This is a genomic window from Rufibacter ruber, from assembly GCF_001647275.1.
GTDB lineage: Bacteria > Bacteroidota > Bacteroidia > Cytophagales > Hymenobacteraceae > Nibribacter > Nibribacter ruber_C.
The window spans coordinates 1-16515 of record NZ_LRMM01000052.1 but is presented as its reverse complement, the minus strand read 5'-3'; the positions used below and the strand labels follow the sequence as shown (position 1 = coordinate 16515).

The 16515-nt window shown below is 50.2% G+C and carries 15 protein-coding genes; all 15 read left to right on the top strand.

The window, feature by feature from the left end; all coding sequences use genetic code 11:
• Positions 1-138: 138 nt before the first annotated feature.
• The 15 genes from A8O25_RS23290 to A8O25_RS16510 all read left to right on the top strand — a co-directional run bounded on the left by A8O25_RS23290 (position 139) and on the right by A8O25_RS16510 (position 16463).
• A complete protein-coding gene (locus tag A8O25_RS23290) occupies positions 139-315 on the top strand; it encodes a hypothetical protein (RefSeq protein WP_161947773.1) in 177 nt (58 codons plus the stop codon).
• Positions 300-452 carry a hypothetical protein gene (locus A8O25_RS23285; protein ID WP_161947772.1) on the top strand — a complete coding sequence of 51 codons (153 nt, stop codon included), beginning with the start codon at positions 300-302 and terminating at the stop codon, positions 450-452. The genes A8O25_RS23290 and A8O25_RS23285 overlap by 16 nt, the downstream gene beginning before the upstream one ends.
• Before the next feature lie 65 nt (positions 453-517).
• Positions 518-805, top strand: coding sequence for a hypothetical protein (locus A8O25_RS16570; protein WP_066837003.1), 288 nt, complete (start codon positions 518-520; stop codon positions 803-805).
• 1398 nt (positions 806-2203) lie between these two features.
• The gene (locus A8O25_RS16565) at positions 2204-2401 is read left to right on the top strand and encodes a C1orf53 family protein (protein WP_066837052.1); all 198 of its coding nucleotides are present in this window, start codon (positions 2204-2206) and stop codon (positions 2399-2401) included.
• Between the two features lie 110 nt (positions 2402-2511).
• Entirely contained in the window at positions 2512-2751 is a 240-nt protein-coding gene (rpmB, locus tag A8O25_RS16560) for a 50S ribosomal protein L28 (RefSeq protein WP_066837001.1), read from the top strand.
• A 44-nt stretch (positions 2752-2795) separates the two neighbouring features.
• Entirely contained in the window at positions 2796-4379 is a 1584-nt protein-coding gene (locus A8O25_RS16555) for an aminopeptidase P N-terminal domain-containing protein (protein ID WP_241499061.1), read from the top strand.
• A 211-nt stretch (positions 4380-4590) separates the two neighbouring features.
• On the top strand, positions 4591-4779 hold the full coding sequence (gene rpmG / locus A8O25_RS16550) for a 50S ribosomal protein L33 (RefSeq protein WP_066836997.1): 189 nt from the start codon (positions 4591-4593) through the stop codon (positions 4777-4779).
• A gap of 2 nt (positions 4780-4781) precedes the next feature.
• Positions 4782-4934 (top strand): DUF4295 domain-containing protein, encoded by a 153-nt coding sequence (locus tag A8O25_RS22515; RefSeq protein WP_071887815.1) that lies wholly within the window; start codon positions 4782-4784, stop codon positions 4932-4934.
• 108 nt (positions 4935-5042) lie between these two features.
• Complete coding sequence (gene ftsY / locus A8O25_RS16545) at positions 5043-6002, top strand: signal recognition particle-docking protein FtsY (protein ID WP_066837049.1); 960 nt, start codon at positions 5043-5045, stop codon at positions 6000-6002.
• 406 nt (positions 6003-6408) lie between these two features.
• A complete protein-coding gene (gene rimO / locus A8O25_RS16535) occupies positions 6409-7770 on the top strand; it encodes a 30S ribosomal protein S12 methylthiotransferase RimO (protein ID WP_066836977.1) in 1362 nt (453 codons plus the stop codon).
• A 390-nt stretch (positions 7771-8160) separates the two neighbouring features.
• Positions 8161-8730 carry a Crp/Fnr family transcriptional regulator gene (locus A8O25_RS16530; protein WP_066836974.1) on the top strand — a complete coding sequence of 190 codons (570 nt, stop codon included), beginning with the start codon at positions 8161-8163 and terminating at the stop codon, positions 8728-8730.
• A gap of 601 nt (positions 8731-9331) precedes the next feature.
• A complete protein-coding gene (bshC, locus tag A8O25_RS16525; protein WP_066836966.1) occupies positions 9332-10888 on the top strand; it encodes a bacillithiol biosynthesis cysteine-adding enzyme BshC in 1557 nt (518 codons plus the stop codon).
• 2 nt (positions 10889-10890) lie between these two features.
• On the top strand, positions 10891-11466 hold the full coding sequence (locus A8O25_RS16520) for a 5-formyltetrahydrofolate cyclo-ligase (protein ID WP_066836963.1): 576 nt from the start codon (positions 10891-10893) through the stop codon (positions 11464-11466).
• Between the two features lie 387 nt (positions 11467-11853).
• Entirely contained in the window at positions 11854-15048 is a 3195-nt protein-coding gene (locus tag A8O25_RS16515) for a SusC/RagA family TonB-linked outer membrane protein (RefSeq protein WP_241499060.1), read from the top strand.
• A gap of 11 nt (positions 15049-15059) precedes the next feature.
• Complete coding sequence (locus A8O25_RS16510) at positions 15060-16463, top strand: SusD/RagB family nutrient-binding outer membrane lipoprotein (RefSeq protein ID WP_066836957.1); 1404 nt, start codon at positions 15060-15062, stop codon at positions 16461-16463.
• Positions 16464-16515: the final 52 nt, after the last annotated feature.

Below are 16515 nucleotides of genomic sequence, written 5' to 3'. Positions count from 1 at the left end.
CAGCTGGGTTAAGATACAGCGTAAAGACTTCTTTTTGTGCTATTTTCTTCAGTTTCTGACGGCAGGTGTGGGCGCAGCCTAAAAAAAACAGGAATTTCTTCTGATATTTATTTAGGTTGGAAGGGCAAATAAACAGTAATGGAGAAGAAACAGCAAACGGCGCTGGCCGTTTTTGTAGGGGCGGTGGTGTTCCTGGCGTTAGAAGTGGTGGTGTATTATGGTCTGGTTTACTGGCTGATCCCCACTGATCCGGAGGTAGAGGCGCAAGGGGCGCCATTGTGCGCAACTGGAACAAGGTCATGTACTTCATCCTGATCTACATGGGGGTGCTGGTCAGCGCCCTGCTCCTTGCCAGCTCACAGGTGCCGCGCCAGTACCGCCGGCACGTCATGTTCTGGTTTTACCTCTCGCTGCCCACGCTGCTGGTGATCCTGGTCCTGGCTTTTAGTTGAAAAGTGATATACTTTTGGCCAAGGCGCCCGTATAGTAACTATCACTTAACCAAAAAGGAGGATATATGAGCGCCGATAAAACCAATGATACCAACCAAAAAGGGCAGAACGAGGAAGCCAATAAAAAAGGCGGGTTCCAGGATAATACCGACCCCAACTCCTTAGTGCCTCCTACCCAGACTGACCCAGAAAGCAAATATTTCACCAACAGCAATGGGACTAGCATCCAGAGCGAGCAGAACCTCTCCAGAGGCGGCAACAATAACCGCGAAGGCGTGAACCGTGCCTACGGCGATGGTGGGGACCGCCCCCGCAGTAACCCCAGTGACAACCAGTCAGACAGAGGGAAATAAGAAGCTTGCCCCTGCGGCAGTGCTGTCAAGGTGAAGGCTGTTCTGCAAAGAGCAGCCTTTTCCTGTTTTTGAGCTGTTTTCTCAAAAACAGGCCGAAAACAGGAAAGGCTGCAGACGCTCGCAGGTCCTCCAGACGCTGCGAGGTCTTTAGAGCAATTGCTGAGTGTTTAATTGATGATTTTAAACAGAGGAACTGGCGCAAGGCTCCCGTCTCGTATCATGGGATGAGGATAGTCTCCAGGCTTGCCGGGAACCGCGGGGTGATTGGAATGCGTAAAACCCACCCCTACCCCTCCAAGGAGGGGAGTAACCGCTATGCGTGAGTGATATACCCGTTCGTCTGTAATGTATGGATCAGCTATGCGTGGCCCGGCTGGTGAACACCCCTCTCTTTCTCCCCTCAAGCGGTGAGTCCCCCTTCGCCCCCTTTAAAAGGGGAATAACGAAAGGAGTCCTGAGTCTATAGTTCTGAGTCATTTAATCCGTTAAGGCAATCCAGCACGGGTAAATCAGCACTGCGCATGGTCGCTGCCCGGCAGCGAGGGCAGTCAGAGACTCCCCATCATCACCAGGCACGAGTCTGGAGACTCGCGCCAGCGCGGGAGAAAACGCCATTGCGTTTCTGGCCTGTTTTCCTGAAAACAGGCCAGAAACACAATGACTGTTTCAATTCTTCTACTTACGAGATTGCTCCTATTTGCTTCAGCTGCCGGCACTTCTGCTCCCAGTACTCACTTCTGCCATTGCTACTCCCCTTTTAACACTTCTGCCTCCGGCTGATGTGCGCAGCACGGGCTCGCCCCAGGCTAGCGGAACTACAGCACTAACCTGCAAACAATCTACATCAAGAAAAGCAATAGCAGCAATGGAACCTAAACCAGTCCTGGGGGTGAGCGCCTCTGTTAATACGGTGCCGCGCCAGCGGCAAGGCCGGAGGGCCTAGTTTTAACAGCAGTGCTCACCCCCAGGACGGGCCCCGCGGCCGTGAGCGCTTACCGGAAAAGATGAAACAGTACAGTTGGTAAAACTGAGCGTCAACCGGTACAGCCAAGGGAACAGCAAACAAAGCATTCCAACAGCAGCAATGAAACAAAACAGCTAGTGAGGCACCGGAGCAACCGGTACAGCCAAGGGAACAGCAAACAAAGCATTCCAACAGCAGCAATGAAACAAAGCAGTCAGTGAGGCGCCAGAGCAAACGGCTAAGCCAGGGAAACAGCAAACCACACATTCAAAAAAAGGTGAAAAAGGAAAGGGTTTCTGTGCCAGAGCAAACGCCAAAGCCATGTGAACAACAAACCACACATCCCCACACCGCCACTGCAACATTTCAAACCCTTAGCCCTTTCAGCAACGCAGAAGTTTCAAAACCGCAGCGGCTCTCCTATCTTTGCCGGGATGAAACCCAAACCCATGCCCCTGGAGCCCGGAGACTTCTACTACAATGCAGAGGGGCTCATGGTGTTCACAGCGCAATACCATCTGCGGCGGGGCTACTGCTGCCAGAGCGGGTGCACACATTGCCCCTACGGTTTTAGGAAAGACCCAAAAAAGACAGCAAATGACGCAAGTGCTAGTAGCGCTGAGGCAGGATAAGGCGCTTTTTTAGAAGAGATTAAAGAAAAAAGTTTACGGTGGGTTTTGACTTTGTATGAATTTTTGTGGATATTTGCGTCCCTTTTGAAATAAACGATACTTACGATAAAATGGCAAGAGTTTGTGATTTAACCGGTAAAAGAGTACAAGTTGGTAACAACGTGTCTCACGCTAACAATAAAACCAAGCGTAGATTCTACCCTAACCTGCAGAAAAAACGTTTCTACATCCCAGAAGAAGATGCTTGGGTAACGTTGAAAGTTTCTACGTCTGCGCTGCGCACCATCTCTAAAAACGGGATCAACGCGGTGTTGAAAAAAGCCAAAGAGCAAGGCTACATCGTATACTAATCTCTGCCATGAGATCTCTGCGACACCTATGTCTAATAGTACTTGTGTCGCTTCCGCTGGGAGTGGCCGCGCAATCTGGCGGACCAGACAAACCCGCGGATTTCCTGGATAAAGAATTTCACCGGCAACGGAGAGAGGCCCTGCGGCAACAGCTGCCGGCCAACTCCGTTGCCGTTTTCTTTTCCAATCCGCTCAGGAACCGCGCCAATGACGTGGATTTCCACTTCCACCAGCACCCAGACTTTTACTACCTCACCGGGTATCGGGAGCCCAATGCGGTGCTGCTGCTATTCTCAGACCAGTTCATGATCAATGGGGTGGCTACCCAGGAAGTTTTCTTCGCGCAGCCCCGTAACCCGCAGGCCGAGTCCTGGACGGGCAAACGCCTGGGTGAGGAAGGGGTGAAGCAGCAACTGGGGTTGACCTACGCGCTTCCGGCCACTTCGTTTGCAGGCTTCAAGCTGGACACGGCGGCCTTTGACCGCATCTTTCTTCTGGATCTGCCGCATGATCTGCGCAACGACCCGTCTAACCCCGCTGATCTGCATGATCTGGTGGCGCAGTTCCGCCAGAAGGTAGGGCTGGTGCCGGGGCAGGGCTTTGCGCACCAGCAGGTGTACCAGATCATTAGCCAGTATGATGCTCAGGCGGGGCCACGGGTGCAGGAAGAGGTGAAGCGCCAGATGGCGGCTAATCCGGCCCTGGCCAACAATACTTTCCTGAAAGCCTACGTGAACGCCAAAGATGCGGCGGCTAGGGCAGCGTTGGCAGCCAAGGTTCCGCAGGAGAAAGTAGATACCGGCTTTCTGGAGGAGAAGCTGAGCGAGATGCGGGAGGTGAAGACCCCTGACGAGATGAAGCTGCTCCGCAAGGCCATTGCCATGTCGGCCATTGGGCAGGTAGAGGTGATGAAAGCCATGCACCCCAATATGTCTGAGACCGAAGTGCAGGGCATTCACGAGTTCGTGTACAAAAAGTACGGGGCCGAGTATGAGGGCTATCCGTCTATTGTAGGTGCGGGCAACAACGGCTGCATTCTGCACTATATTGAAAACGAGCGCCCTAAGCTGGGCAATGACCTGGTGCTGATGGACCTGGGTGCCGAGTACCACGGCTATACGGCTGATGTGACCCGGACTATTCCGGCCAACGGTAAGTTCACGCCAGACCAGAAGCAGATATATGAACTGGTGTATGCCGCGCAGGAAGCCGGTTTCAAAGAATGCAAAGTAGGCAATGAGTTTAACGCGCCCAATGCCGCCGCCCAAAAAGTAATGGCAGAAGGGCTGGTGAAACTGGGCATTATCAAGAACCCCGAAGAGGCCCGCCGCTACACCATGCACGGTGTCTCCCATTATCTGGGACTGGATGTGCATGACCGCGGCACCTACGGGGCCTTTAAGCCCAACACGGTGATCACGGTGGAGCCTGGTATTTACATTCCGGACGGGAGCCCGTGTGACAAGAAATGGTGGGGCATAGGCATACGCATTGAAGACGATGTGCTCATTACTGAGAAAGGCTGGGAGAACCTTTCTAGTGGCGCGCCCCGCACGGTGAAAGACATAGAGGCCACTATGGCCAAACCCAGTCCGTTAGACAGTTTCAAGCTGCCGGAGCTGAAGTGAGTAGCACGTAGTGTGAATCAGGTAGCAAGATTTAGGGATCCTGTTTTCTGCCTGTTTTGGCCAAAACAGGCCGAAAACGGAAATCTTGACTGAGAAAGTCTCGCTATTGGATACGTGCTACCTGATACGCTCATAAAAAAGTGGCAACCTATTTGTAATTCAATTACTAAGCCTGTATATTTGCAGTCCTAAATAAAAAATCAACTTCGCGATGGCAAAGAAAGCTAAAGGCAATAGAGTTCAGGTGATTTTGGAGTGCACTGAGCAGAAAAACTCCGGCGTACCTGGTATGTCTCGGTATATCACTACCAAAAACAGAAAGAACACTCCAGAGCGTATGGAGATGAAGAAGTACAACCCGTTCATGAAGAAAGTAACTGTACATAAAGAGATTAAATAACCATGGCTAAGAAAGTAGTTGCAACCCTGAAGACCGCCACTGGTAAAGACTGGGCGAAAGTAATCAAAGCGGTAAAGTCACCTAAGACGGGTGCTTACACCTTTAGAGAAGAAATGGTGCCTATTGACCAAGTACAGGACGCCCTGAAAAAGTAATTGCCGTTATCGCTTTAAGATATACCCATGAAAGTCCCTCTGTACGTGGGACTTTTTTGGTATATTCCCGTTTATACCATTTCCACCATTACCAGCCCCGTTCCCGCTATGGCACTATTCGGTTTCTTTAACAAAGAGAAAAAAGAGTCGCTAGACAAAGGCCTTGAGAAAACCAAAACCAGCTTCTTTGACCAGTTGAGCAAAGCCGTAGTAGGCAAATCAAAGGTGGATGAAGAGGTGCTGGATGAACTGGAGACCGTGCTGGTGCATGCTGACGTAGGAATTGGCACCACCGTCAAAATCATTGACCGCATTGAGCAGCGCGTGGCCCGTGACAAATACGTGGGCACCTCAGATCTGGACCGCATCTTGCGCGAAGAGATCATGAGCCTCCTGGAGGAAAACAAAGGCGGCGTGGCGGCAGATTTCAGTCTGCCAGACACCGGCGGCAAACCGTACGTGATTATGGTGGTGGGCGTAAACGGTGTGGGCAAAACCACCACCATTGGCAAGCTGGCCTCTCAGTTTCACAATGCCGGCAAGAAAGTGGTGTTGGGCGCCGGTGACACCTTTAGGGCCGCCGCCGTTGACCAGCTCAAAATATGGGGTGACCGCGTGGGCATTCCGGTGATTGACCACGGCATGAACACAGACCCTGCCTCAGTGGCGTATGACGCCGTGAAGAAAGGCGTGGAGATGGGCGCCGACGTGGTGATCATTGATACCGCCGGGCGTCTGCACACCAAAGTAGGCCTCATGAACGAGCTCTCCAAGATCAAGCGGGTGATGCAGAAAGTGATTGAAGACGCGCCGCAGGAAGTGTTGCTGGTCTTAGACGGCAGCACCGGCCAAAATGCCGTGATCCAGGCCCGCGAGTTCACCAAAGCCACTGAGGTAACCGCGCTGGCTGTGACCAAGCTGGACGGTACTGCCAAAGGCGGCGTGATCATTGGCATCTCAGACGAGTTCAAGATTCCGGTGAAATACATTGGCGTGGGCGAGAAGGTGGAAGACCTGCAGGTGTTTGACAAGCGCGAGTTTGTAGATTCTTTGTTCAGCAAGAAATAGAATTCCCGTTTTTGGGCTGTTTTAAGAAAATCAGGCCAAAAACGTCATTGCATTTTTACCCACAGCTTCACTTCTTTTGTCATCCTGAAAGGATCTTGTGGGCGAACTAGAAAAGCTTTTCTGCTTCAGGTTTTTAACTTGGAGCCACCCATAGTGCAAGTTGTCAACTTGCCTGGGTTGCAAATTGAAAGGAAAAGTAAAGAATGCGTCTTTTGAGGCCATGCCTCACTGAAGTTGAAAACTTCAGAAAGGAGTAGGTTCAAGGTAAAACAACTTGAACCAGAGTAAATAGAAACGAATCAAAACTTCGGCTTTTTAAAGCCCGATTTCAAATAATAGGCACAGAATAAACCATTTGACAGGTTTTAGTTGTTGCCTCCCTACATAAGTTCCCAAAGACAGGCACGTGAAAGTAAGATCGCTTAAAAAAGACAAATACAACGTTATCACGCTGGGTTGCTCCAAAAACCTGGTAGACTCTGAAGTGCTCATGGGGCAGTTGCAAGCCAACGAGTTTGACGTAGCCCATGACTCAGAGAAAGATGACGCCAACATCATCATTGTGAACACCTGCGGCTTTATTGACAACGCCAAGCAGGAAAGCATTGACACCATTCTCCGCTACGCCGATGCCAAAGAAGCCGGGGCCATTGACAAGCTGTACGTGACGGGTTGCCTTTCGCAGCGGTACAAAGACTCCCTGGAGGAAGAGATTCCGCAGGTAGACGCGTATTTCGGTACCCTGGAGCTGCCGCAGCTGCTCAAGACCCTGGAGGCCGACTATAAGCACGAACTCATTGGCGAGCGCCTTATTACCACGCCCAAGCACTACGCCTACTTCAAAATCGCTGAGGGCTGCAACCGCCCGTGCTCATTCTGCGCCATTCCGCTCATGCGCGGCAAGCACGTAGACCGCCCCATGGAAAGCCTGGTGGCAGAGGCCACGCGTCTGGCCAACATGGGCACCAAAGAACTGATCCTCATTGCCCAGGATTTGACCTATTACGGCCTGCAGCACTACGGCGAGCGCAAACTGGCAGAATTGCTACAGCGCCTCTCAGACGTGAACGGCATTGAGTGGATACGCATGCAGTACGCCTACCCCAGCCAGTTCCCCATGGATGCGCTGGACGTGATGGTGGAGCGCGACAACATCTGCAAGTACCTGGACATGCCACTGCAGCACATCTCAGACAATATGCTCAAAACCATGCGCCGTGGCATCTCCAAGCGCCGCACGCTGGAACTGGTAGATACTATAAGACAGCGGGTGCCAGACATAGCCTTGAGAACCACCTTGATTGCCGGCCACCCCGGCGAGACGCAGCAGGATTTTGAGGAGATGTACCAGTGGGTGGAGGAAACCCGTTTTGACCGCCTGGGCATTTTTACGTACAGCCACGAAGAGAATACCCATTCCCATACCCTGGAAGACAACGTGCCAGATGAGGTGAAACAGGAGCGCGCAGATGCCATCATGGAGCTGCAGCAGGGCATCTCTATGGAGATGAACGAAGCCAAAGTGGGCAACACCTACAAGGTACTGTTTGACCGCAAAGAGAGCGGCTACTTTGTAGGCCGTACCCAGTATGATTCGCCGGAGGTGGACAACGAGGTGCTGGTGCCGGCAGAGTCAACCTATGTGCGCCTGGGCGATTTCACCCACGTGAAGATCACAGACTCCTCAGACTTTGACCTGTACGGCGAAGTGGTGACTTCTACACAGGAGTCTCAGCGCCACCTTGCCTCAACCGCCATTTCAGAATAAGCTGTTTTGGGGCTGTTTTTCTGAAAACAGGCCCAAAACGTAAAGGATAAAAGACCTCACAGGCTGTCAACCCCTGTGAGGTCTTTCTATTTCCAACCCGGAACTACAGGTGAAAAGCATGTACCCCTTCGCCAAAGGGAACAGACGTACTATTGGCAAGAGGCTTTTCTGGCTGTAGCGTATTTTTCACAGGTTCACAAATACGTATGAAAGAATTGCGAAGAAGAAAGGTTAAAAGCTGTTTTGGTGCTGTTTTCCCAAAAACAGCACCAAAACGCCAGATAATAGCCGTTGTTCTAAGAAACGGATAGGTGTAACAAGTAGGGCTGGGGCTGAATCCTTGCGAAATCAAGTGCCGTTACCTGGCTTGGGCAGCATGCTTGAGAATTTATGGGCAATATCTATACTAACTATCTTGAAACACTGGCCCCCATCAGCGAGGGCTTGAAAGAGGCACTTGTGCAATGCATGGTGGGGCCGTACCCGGTAAAAAAAGGAACCATCCTGCTGAGGGAAGGGGAGGTGAGTGACCGGGCGTATTTTGTAGTGAAGGGAATGCTGCGGCTGTATTATACCGTGAAGAAGAAGCAGGTGACCAGCCGTTTCCTGCCAGAGTATTCTACGGTCATCCCGTACTACAGCTATTTCTCGCAGCAGCCGTCTTATGAGAGCCTTGACGTGCTGGAAGACTCTGAGCTAATCATGGTAACCCGGGCAGATTTTGAGGGCTTGTATGCATTCTTCCCGGAGCTGCACAACCTCATGCGGCAGCAGTTGGCCAAATCAGTGGTCTGGAGTGATGAGCGCAGCATGATGCTGCGCAAACTCAGCGCCAAAGAGCGGCTGGAGGCCCTGCTGCAAAAATTCCCAGATATTTTTCTGCGGGCCTCAGTAGAGCAGATTGCCTCTTTTCTGGGCGTTAGCCGCGAAACCCTGAGCCGCATACGCTCTCACCGGTAATGGCGGTGTGATAAATGTCACAAAGTGCTGCCTGAGCCTCTGGCGGCTTGGTGAAGGCAATAAGATTCACTTGCTTTACATAACGTTTATGGCCGTTGTCTGTTGTCTTACGCCATAGATGCTTGCTGTGCCTAAGAAGGTGGGCCCAATGCAAGGGTTGTTGTAGATATATATAAGAAAAGAAAAAAAAGATTAGTATCCCGTATGCCTGCACGGGTGAAGAAGCGTAAGTTCTTTACCCGTGATAGTAAATCCCAAACAAGCTAACCAGTAATAAGTACAGATAAAATCTGCCAGTCCCTGCCCATCCCCTGTAACGGGTTATCCTTCCAGAGTCCAGCAGAAGCCCCATCACCAAGCCCCCAGAGATTCTTCTCTGCGGGGCTTTGGTGTTTTAGAAGGTGTTGGGTGAAATCCCCTTCAATGAAGATACGGGGCGAATGGCTCCTGTTTTTGCTGTTTTTGAGAAAACAGCCCAAAAACAGGAGCAGTTTCCTGTACTACACCATCCGCAGCGCGGCCAGGAACGTACACCAGGTAGAATTCACAAAATAGATTTTACCTTTGCAGGCACGCGGGCTACCACGCCGCCGCTCCCGTTATGAAAGTTTCCTGTATTGACTATAGCGCCACCGGTGCCTTCTCCCCCCTAGTGCTGGACTACCTCAACCGAGATAGCAAACTGCAGCCGTTTTATGCCTGGTTTCCAGAAATCAGCTCCTTTTCAGAGGTAATCAAACAGCGAAACTTCCCTTCCGCGCAGCGGCAGGTGCTGGTGGCAGAGCTAAGGCGGCAGTATGAAGGGGTGGAGCTGTCTGGGGCGGCAGAGGCCAACCTTTCGGCCCTGGCCGAAGAAAATACCTTTACCATTACCACGGGCCACCAGCTGAACCTGTTCACGGGGCCGCTGTACTTTATTTATAAGATTGTCACGGCCATCAACACCGCCCGCGAGCTGCAGCAGGCGTACCCGGCCCAGAAGTTTGTGCCCGTCTACTGGATGGCCACTGAAGACCATGACTTTGCCGAGGTGAACCATTTCACCCTCTTCGGGAAGAAGTATGAGTGGGAGCTGGAGGCCGAGGGGGCGGTAGGCCGCCTTTCTACCGACGGGCTGAATGAGCTGCTGGACGCCCTGCCGGAGCATTACCCGCTCTTTGAGGAGGCGTACACCCACAGCGCCACCCTGGCCGAAGCTACCCGCAAGATTGTGAACGGCCTCTTTGGCGAGTACGGCGTCATCTGCGTAGACGGTGACACCCCGGCGCTGAAGCAGGCGTTTGTGCCCGCGGTCAAGCGTGAACTTACAGAGCAGGTGGGCTACAAAGCCGTGACCCAAACCAACGCAGCACTGGAGAAACACTTCAAGCCCCAGGTGATGGTGCGCGAAATCAACCTGTTCTTCCTGGATGAAAACCTGCGGGAGCGCCTTGTGCTGGAAGAAGGGCGCTACAAAGTTCTGAACTCCGGCTTGGAGTACAGCCAGGAAGAAATCCTTCGGCTTGCCGAAGAACACCCAGATAGGTTCAGCCCGAACGTGGTGTTGCGCCCCCTGTACCAGGAGCTGGTGCTGCCCAACCTGGCCTATATTGGCGGCGGGGCCGAAGTGGCGTATTGGTTCCAGCTGAAGGGTATGTTTCAGGCGTTTGGCGTGCCGTACCCGGTGGTGATGCTCCGGAATTCGGCGCTGTATGTGACCAAGGCCAACGCCCAGCGGCTGGAGAAGCTGGGGCTGACCGTGCCTGAGATGTTCCAGGAGCTGCCTGACCTGAAAAAACGCCTGGCAGAGCTGTTGAACCAGGAGGAGGTGCGTCTGTCTGAGCAGCAGCAAGCCCTGGAGGCGGCCTTTCAACAGGTAGAGGCCCTGGCGCAAAGCATTGACCCTACTTTGGTGAAGGCGGTGGGCGCAGAGGCGCAGAAAGCCCAGCAGAGTCTGCAGGTGCTGGAGAAGAAACTGAACAAAGCCATTGAAGGGAAGAACAACACCGCCTACAACCAACTGGCAAACGTGAAGGAGAAGCTGTTTCCGGCGGGTGTGCTGCAGGAGCGGGTAGACAATCTCCTGACCTACCAAACCAATAACCCAGACTTTATTCAGAGCCTGGTTGAGGCGTTTGCCCCGTTCGCGCACTGCTTTACCGTACTGGAGGAGGAGTAGCCATGGCGCTGAAAGCAGAGCTGCGTAAAACCTATCTGGCCAAACGGCGTGCATTGTCTGTAGAGGAGGTTGCAGCCAAAAGTAGGCAGATTGCTGATCTGTTTTTCTCAGAGTTTGCCCCGCAGGCCGGGGAGACGGTGCATGTTTTCCTGCCCATTCAGCAACACCGGGAAATAAATACCTGGCTGCTTGTGCACCAGATTTGGGAGCAGTACCCAGGTGTTCAGGTAGCGGTGCCGGTTGCTAACCCGGCAGACTTCTCTATGACCCATTATCTGCTTACCCCTGAGACAGAACTGCGGGAAAGCCTTTGGGGGATTCCGGAGCCCGTTCACGCGCTCCCCCTTCCTGAGTCTGAAATCACCACTGTGCTGGTGCCATTACTCGCCTTTGACTGCCAGGGGCACCGCGTGGGCTATGGCAAAGGGTTCTATGACCGTTTTCTAGCCCTTATCCCCAGCGCCAGTCAGAAGATTGGCCTGGCCCTGGAACCGCCTGTTGAGCGCATTGATGATGTGCACCGCAAAGACCTGACCTTAGATGCGGTGATTACCCCACAAGCGGTGTTCAGGTTCTAACCTGTCATTTCCCATAAGTGCCCTTTCTTACTTGACTGTTAGCCTTGGCTTCTGCTAAGGTGAAAAGAATTTGCGTGCGTTTTGCGTAACAGGTCGTTTCTTGCCCCAGCCATCTGAGTACCCGTCTTTTCTGCTCTCTTCCTGGCAGGGCAACTCCCCAGGTTCCAGTGAACCGCTATTCTAAGTGAATCCTAAGATACACAAATAGTAAACTGATAGATATTATGTTAATTTGATTAGATATTTTAAAACTTTAGGTGATTTTTATAGGAGATAACTATATAAATCAATAAACTACTGCAAGAATACCTCTTTTCTACTTACTCATCTAACTACAAACAAACACAGTATGAAAAAACTTTACTTCTTTTTCTGGCCCTGATCACAGTGCTGCAAGTGGCGTTTGCCCAGCAGCGTACGGTGACAGGAAGAGTAACTGCCGCAGATGACGGTACCGGCTTGCCCGGCGTGAGCGTGGTGGTGAAAGGCACTACCTCCGGAACTTCTACCGATGCCAATGGTAATTTCAGCTTAAATGTCTCTGGGGATACCCCTGTATTAGTAGTAAGCTACTTGGGTTATTTAACTAAAGAAGTGAACGTAGGCAATGAGTCCAGTTTCGACATTGCAATTGCCCCAGACAATAAGTTGCTGGATGAAGTGGTGGTGACCGCCTTGGGCATTCAAAGGAGTGAACGGTCTTTAGGCTATTCTACGCAAGAAGTAAGTGGTAATAATCTTACATATACCAAGGAACAGAATGTTCTTGGCTCATTGGCTGGTAAGGTGGCTGGTGTACAGGTAGTAGGTTCTTCTGGAGCAAGCATGGGCGGCACCCAGAAAATAAAGCTGAGAGGTGTGAATTCACTTCGTGTCAATGATCAGCCCTTAATGGTTATAGATGGCACCCCTATTTCCAACGCTAACTTTGCAGGAGATGCCGGCGCTGATTTTGGGAACTTGGGCCAGGATATCAACCCTGAAGACATAGAATCTATCAACGTATTGAAAGGGCCAGCTGCCTCTGCCTTGTACGGGATACGCGGGCAATATGGCGTAATCATGATTACCACCAAGAAGGGGGCGAAAGGAGCGAAGAAGGTGACAGTGCAGTTGAATTCTGCCTTCTCTATTGAGAAAGCGGGTAACTTTATGCCCCTGCAGAACCTGTACGGGGGTGGTTCCAAACAAACCTGGAACACTTTGCCTAACGGTCAAAAAGTAGTGCAAACTGAAGTAGATGAAAGCTGGGGGCCTAAGATGGATGGAACCCCTGCCCGCCAGTTTTATAGTTTCTATCCGCAGGATAAAGAGAACTTTGGCAAAGAAACTCCTTTCTTGCCTCAACCAGACAATATCAGGGATTATTATGAAACGGGCACCAACTTGAATAATGGTTTGACCATTACGGGCGGGGGCGAGAACTCTAACTTTAGATTAAGTTTTAATGATACCAGAATTGAAGGCGTTGAGCCTAATACCTGGTTGAGAAGGAATAATATAGGGGTAAGTGCGGGAATAGATGTTTCTAAAAAGCTGAATGTCTCTACTAATATCAACATAGCCACCAATAAGGCGCAACGGCCTACTCAGGGGTCTGAGTACGGTGCTCGCTACACCACCCAGTGGTTTCAGCGAAACGTAGACATGAAACGGCTTAAAAATTATAAGTTTGAAGATGGCACCTTCCTGAACTGGAGCCTCCGTTCTATTCCGCTTACTGGTGCCAATGCTAGTATTGTGACTAATTACAAACCAGATGACTGGAACAACCCTTACTTTGAAGCTTATGAGAATCCTATCAACGATAGTAGAAACCGCGTGTTTGGTGATGTAGGTGTCACCTATTCCGTTTTGCCCGAATTAAAGCTCAGCGGATTTGTAAGGGGGGACTTATTTACCCAAAATATTGAGTCTAGAATTGGTTTCGGCGGTGTTGAGGCGTTTCCCGCGTATTCTATTGGAAAGTATGAGGGGCAGCAGATGAACTATGAGTTTCTGGGGCAGTATGAAAAAGAGTGGGGAGGTTTTTCACTTAATGCCAATCTAGGTGCTAACTTATTTACAGATAGATACACTTATTTATCTATGGGCACGGTGGGTGGACTTTCAGCAGTGGATTATTATAATATTGAAGGTTCTGTAAACCGGCCCACTACAACCTCTTATTTAAGAAGGAAAGAAGTTCGGAGCTTTTACGGCATGGTATCTTTAGGATATAAAGATACTTATTTCTTAGACGCCTCATTAAGGAATGATATTTCCTCTGCCTTGCCTGCAGATAACAACTCTTACTGGTACCCGTCTGTTTCAGGGTCATTTGTATTCAGTGAATTGATAGACTGGAATCCTCTCTCCTTTGGTAAAATACGGGTAAGTTATGCCCAGGCCGGCTCTGACCTAGACCCTTACCAAACTACCGCATACTATAGTGTGGGGAATGTTTATACTAGTGGTACCACTAATGTAAACACCTTGTTTGTGCCAGATAACTTAAATAACCCTATGTTAAAGCCTGCTTTTGCCCATTCTTATGAGGCAGGCATTGACCTTAAGTTTTTGCAAAACCGTTTAGGGGTAGATTTTACTTATTATAGACAGAAAAATGTGAATCAAGTTATGCCTTTGACCGTTTCTGGAACAAGCGGTTATGGTTCTACAACGGTCAATGCCGGTTTAATTGAAAATAAAGGGCTGGAGCTTACCCTGACAGGAAGCCCCATCAGGAAGGAGAATCTGGCTTGGGATGTAACCTTTAACATTGCCAGAAACAGAAACATGGTGGTGGAGCTTATTGAAGGCATAGAGGTGTATCCACACTACTCCACGAGTTATTCTTCTACAAGTAGTTACCTTAATTCTTACGCAGGGCAAGCTTTTGGTGTACTTATTGGGCAGTCATATCAGCGTGATGAAGCTACCGGTAAAATTTTGTTAGACGCGAATGGTATTCCATTATACACCGCAGCCACCCATAACTTCGGAAGTGTTCTGCCAGATTATACCGGCGGTTTTCAGAATACAGTGAGGCTTTGGAAATTTGATGTGTCTGCCATGATTGATTACCAGATTGGGGGCCAGTTCTTCAGTAGAAGTAAGATGTTGGCCATGAGGACAGGGCAGGCGGCCGAAACCGCAGTGATGAATGACAGAGGGCATAATATTAGAGATGCGGTAGCTGAGGGTGGAGGAATCAAAGTCAATGGCATCTATGGGCCAGGGGTAAAAGTCAATGGCGCTGATGTGGGTGGCCAGGAAGTTACCTTATATGTAAACCCTCAAACTTATTATGGAACCGTAGCCAGGAGAATATATGATGACTGGCTTTATGATGCCTCCTATGTGAAACTGAGAGAGGTGCGCATTGGCTATACCTTAGATAAGAGTTTACTAGGCAAGCTGCCGTTTGAACGGGTAGGTTTAGCGCTCATAGCCCGTAACGTTGCCCAAATCTGGCAAAAAGCCCCTAAGGGACTGGATCCGGCAGAGCTTTCCAGCGGCGGGCAGAGCATCAGCTGGTATGAGTCTGGGCAGTTGAGCACCGTACGGTCTTATGGGGTAAACCTTAACATTACTTTCTAATCAGAACTACCATGAAAAAAATATATCTGTTACTGGCCGCCAGCCTTCTGTTGGGCGGGTGTACTGAGTTTGATGAAGACATCAACAGAACCACAAACTCACCTAGCAATGCCTCAGGCATGCAATTGCTGGCCAATGCTATGCTGGCACTGCCCGGGTTGGGCTCTTCTCCCCAAGGTGAATTCATGGCGCAATATCTGGCTGAGACCCAATACCCCACGGCTTCTCTTTATCCTAACGGAGGGACTAGCTTTTATAGCTTATACCAGGGGCCGTTGATGAACATAGAGGAAGTCCTGAACTCAAAGACGCTAAGTGCCACCCAGGGACCAGTGGTAAACCAAGTAGCCGTAGCAAAAATTCTTAAGGCCTACTATTTCTGGCATATTACTGACAGGTGGGGAGATGTTCCTTATTCAGACGCCCTGCGGGGAAATGCAGCATATTCGCCTACATATGATACCCAAGAGTCTATCTATAACAGTTTATTCATTCTGCTAAAAGAAGCCAATGATCAGATAGTGTTGGTGGGAGGTGCCGTAACAAATGATGTCATTTATAATGGTGATATGGCAAAATGGAAGAAGCTGGCCAATACCATTAGAATGTTGATGGCATTGCGCCTCTCTAAAGTTAATCCTACCAAAGGCAACACTGAATTTAACGCTGCCATTGCTGACGGGATTATGACGAGCAATGCAGACAGCTTTATTTACAGGCACTTGAATGATGCCAATAACCAAAGCTATTGGTATGCCCAAGTAGTAGGCAGCAGCCGGGAGTGGTGGGCTTTGACTAAAACCTTAGTAGACGTTATGAAACCAGTCGCTGATCCGCGGCTTGTAGTTTATGGCCAGCCTGCCAGAACCTCAGGGGAATATATAGGCCTCCCTATAGGTACCACTACTAACATGCCTAATACAAACAGTTACTCATTAATGGGGCCTGCCATCTATGCTCAAAATGCACCTATCTACTTGGTAACGTATGCACAAGCTTTGTTTGCCAAAGCAGAGGCGGCCAAATTAGGTTGGATTACCGGAGGTGACGCAGAGGCGAAAACAAATTATGACTTAGCTATTCAGAACTCTGTGTTGCAATGGACGGGAAATACTACCGGTGTAGCGGCTTTCTTAGCGAAACCAGAAGTACAGTATAATGCAGCCACGGCTTTACAACAGATTGGCACACAACGCTGGATTCATCTGTTCATGCATGGCTATGAAGGCTGGGCTGAGTGGAGAAGAACCGGTTATCCCAATAACTTCACCACTTCCGGAGGGAACAATGTGCCTACCAGGCAGATGTACCCTTCTGATGAAGTTTTCTTGAACGGGCTTAACTACAATGCTGCGGTTCAAAGATTGAATGGCGGAGATACGTTGTATGGGAAAGTTTGGTGGGATAAAGATTAATTCCCCTATCACTTCAACTAAAAAAAGGCTGGTCAAGACCAGCTTTTTTAGT

Coding starts and splice junctions, on each gene's coding strand:
- A8O25_RS23290 (WP_161947773.1), top strand. CDS start 139: ATGGAGAAGAAACAGCAAACGGCGCTGGCCGTTTTTGTAGGGGCGGTG.
- A8O25_RS23285 (WP_161947772.1), top strand. CDS start 300: ATGTACTTCATCCTGATCTACATGGGGGTGCTGGTCAGCGCCCTGCTC.
- A8O25_RS16570 (WP_066837003.1), top strand. CDS start 518: ATGAGCGCCGATAAAACCAATGATACCAACCAAAAAGGGCAGAACGAG.
- A8O25_RS16565 (WP_066837052.1), top strand. CDS start 2,204: ATGAAACCCAAACCCATGCCCCTGGAGCCCGGAGACTTCTACTACAAT.
- rpmB (WP_066837001.1), top strand. CDS start 2,512: ATGGCAAGAGTTTGTGATTTAACCGGTAAAAGAGTACAAGTTGGTAAC.
- rpmG (WP_066836997.1), top strand. CDS start 4,591: ATGGCAAAGAAAGCTAAAGGCAATAGAGTTCAGGTGATTTTGGAGTGC.
- A8O25_RS22515 (WP_071887815.1), top strand. CDS start 4,782: ATGGCTAAGAAAGTAGTTGCAACCCTGAAGACCGCCACTGGTAAAGAC.
- ftsY (WP_066837049.1), top strand. CDS start 5,043: ATGGCACTATTCGGTTTCTTTAACAAAGAGAAAAAAGAGTCGCTAGAC.
- A8O25_RS16530 (WP_066836974.1), top strand. CDS start 8,161: ATGGGCAATATCTATACTAACTATCTTGAAACACTGGCCCCCATCAGC.
- bshC (WP_066836966.1), top strand. CDS start 9,332: ATGAAAGTTTCCTGTATTGACTATAGCGCCACCGGTGCCTTCTCCCCC.
- A8O25_RS16520 (WP_066836963.1), top strand. CDS start 10,891: ATGGCGCTGAAAGCAGAGCTGCGTAAAACCTATCTGGCCAAACGGCGT.
- A8O25_RS16510 (WP_066836957.1), top strand. CDS start 15,060: ATGAAAAAAATATATCTGTTACTGGCCGCCAGCCTTCTGTTGGGCGGG.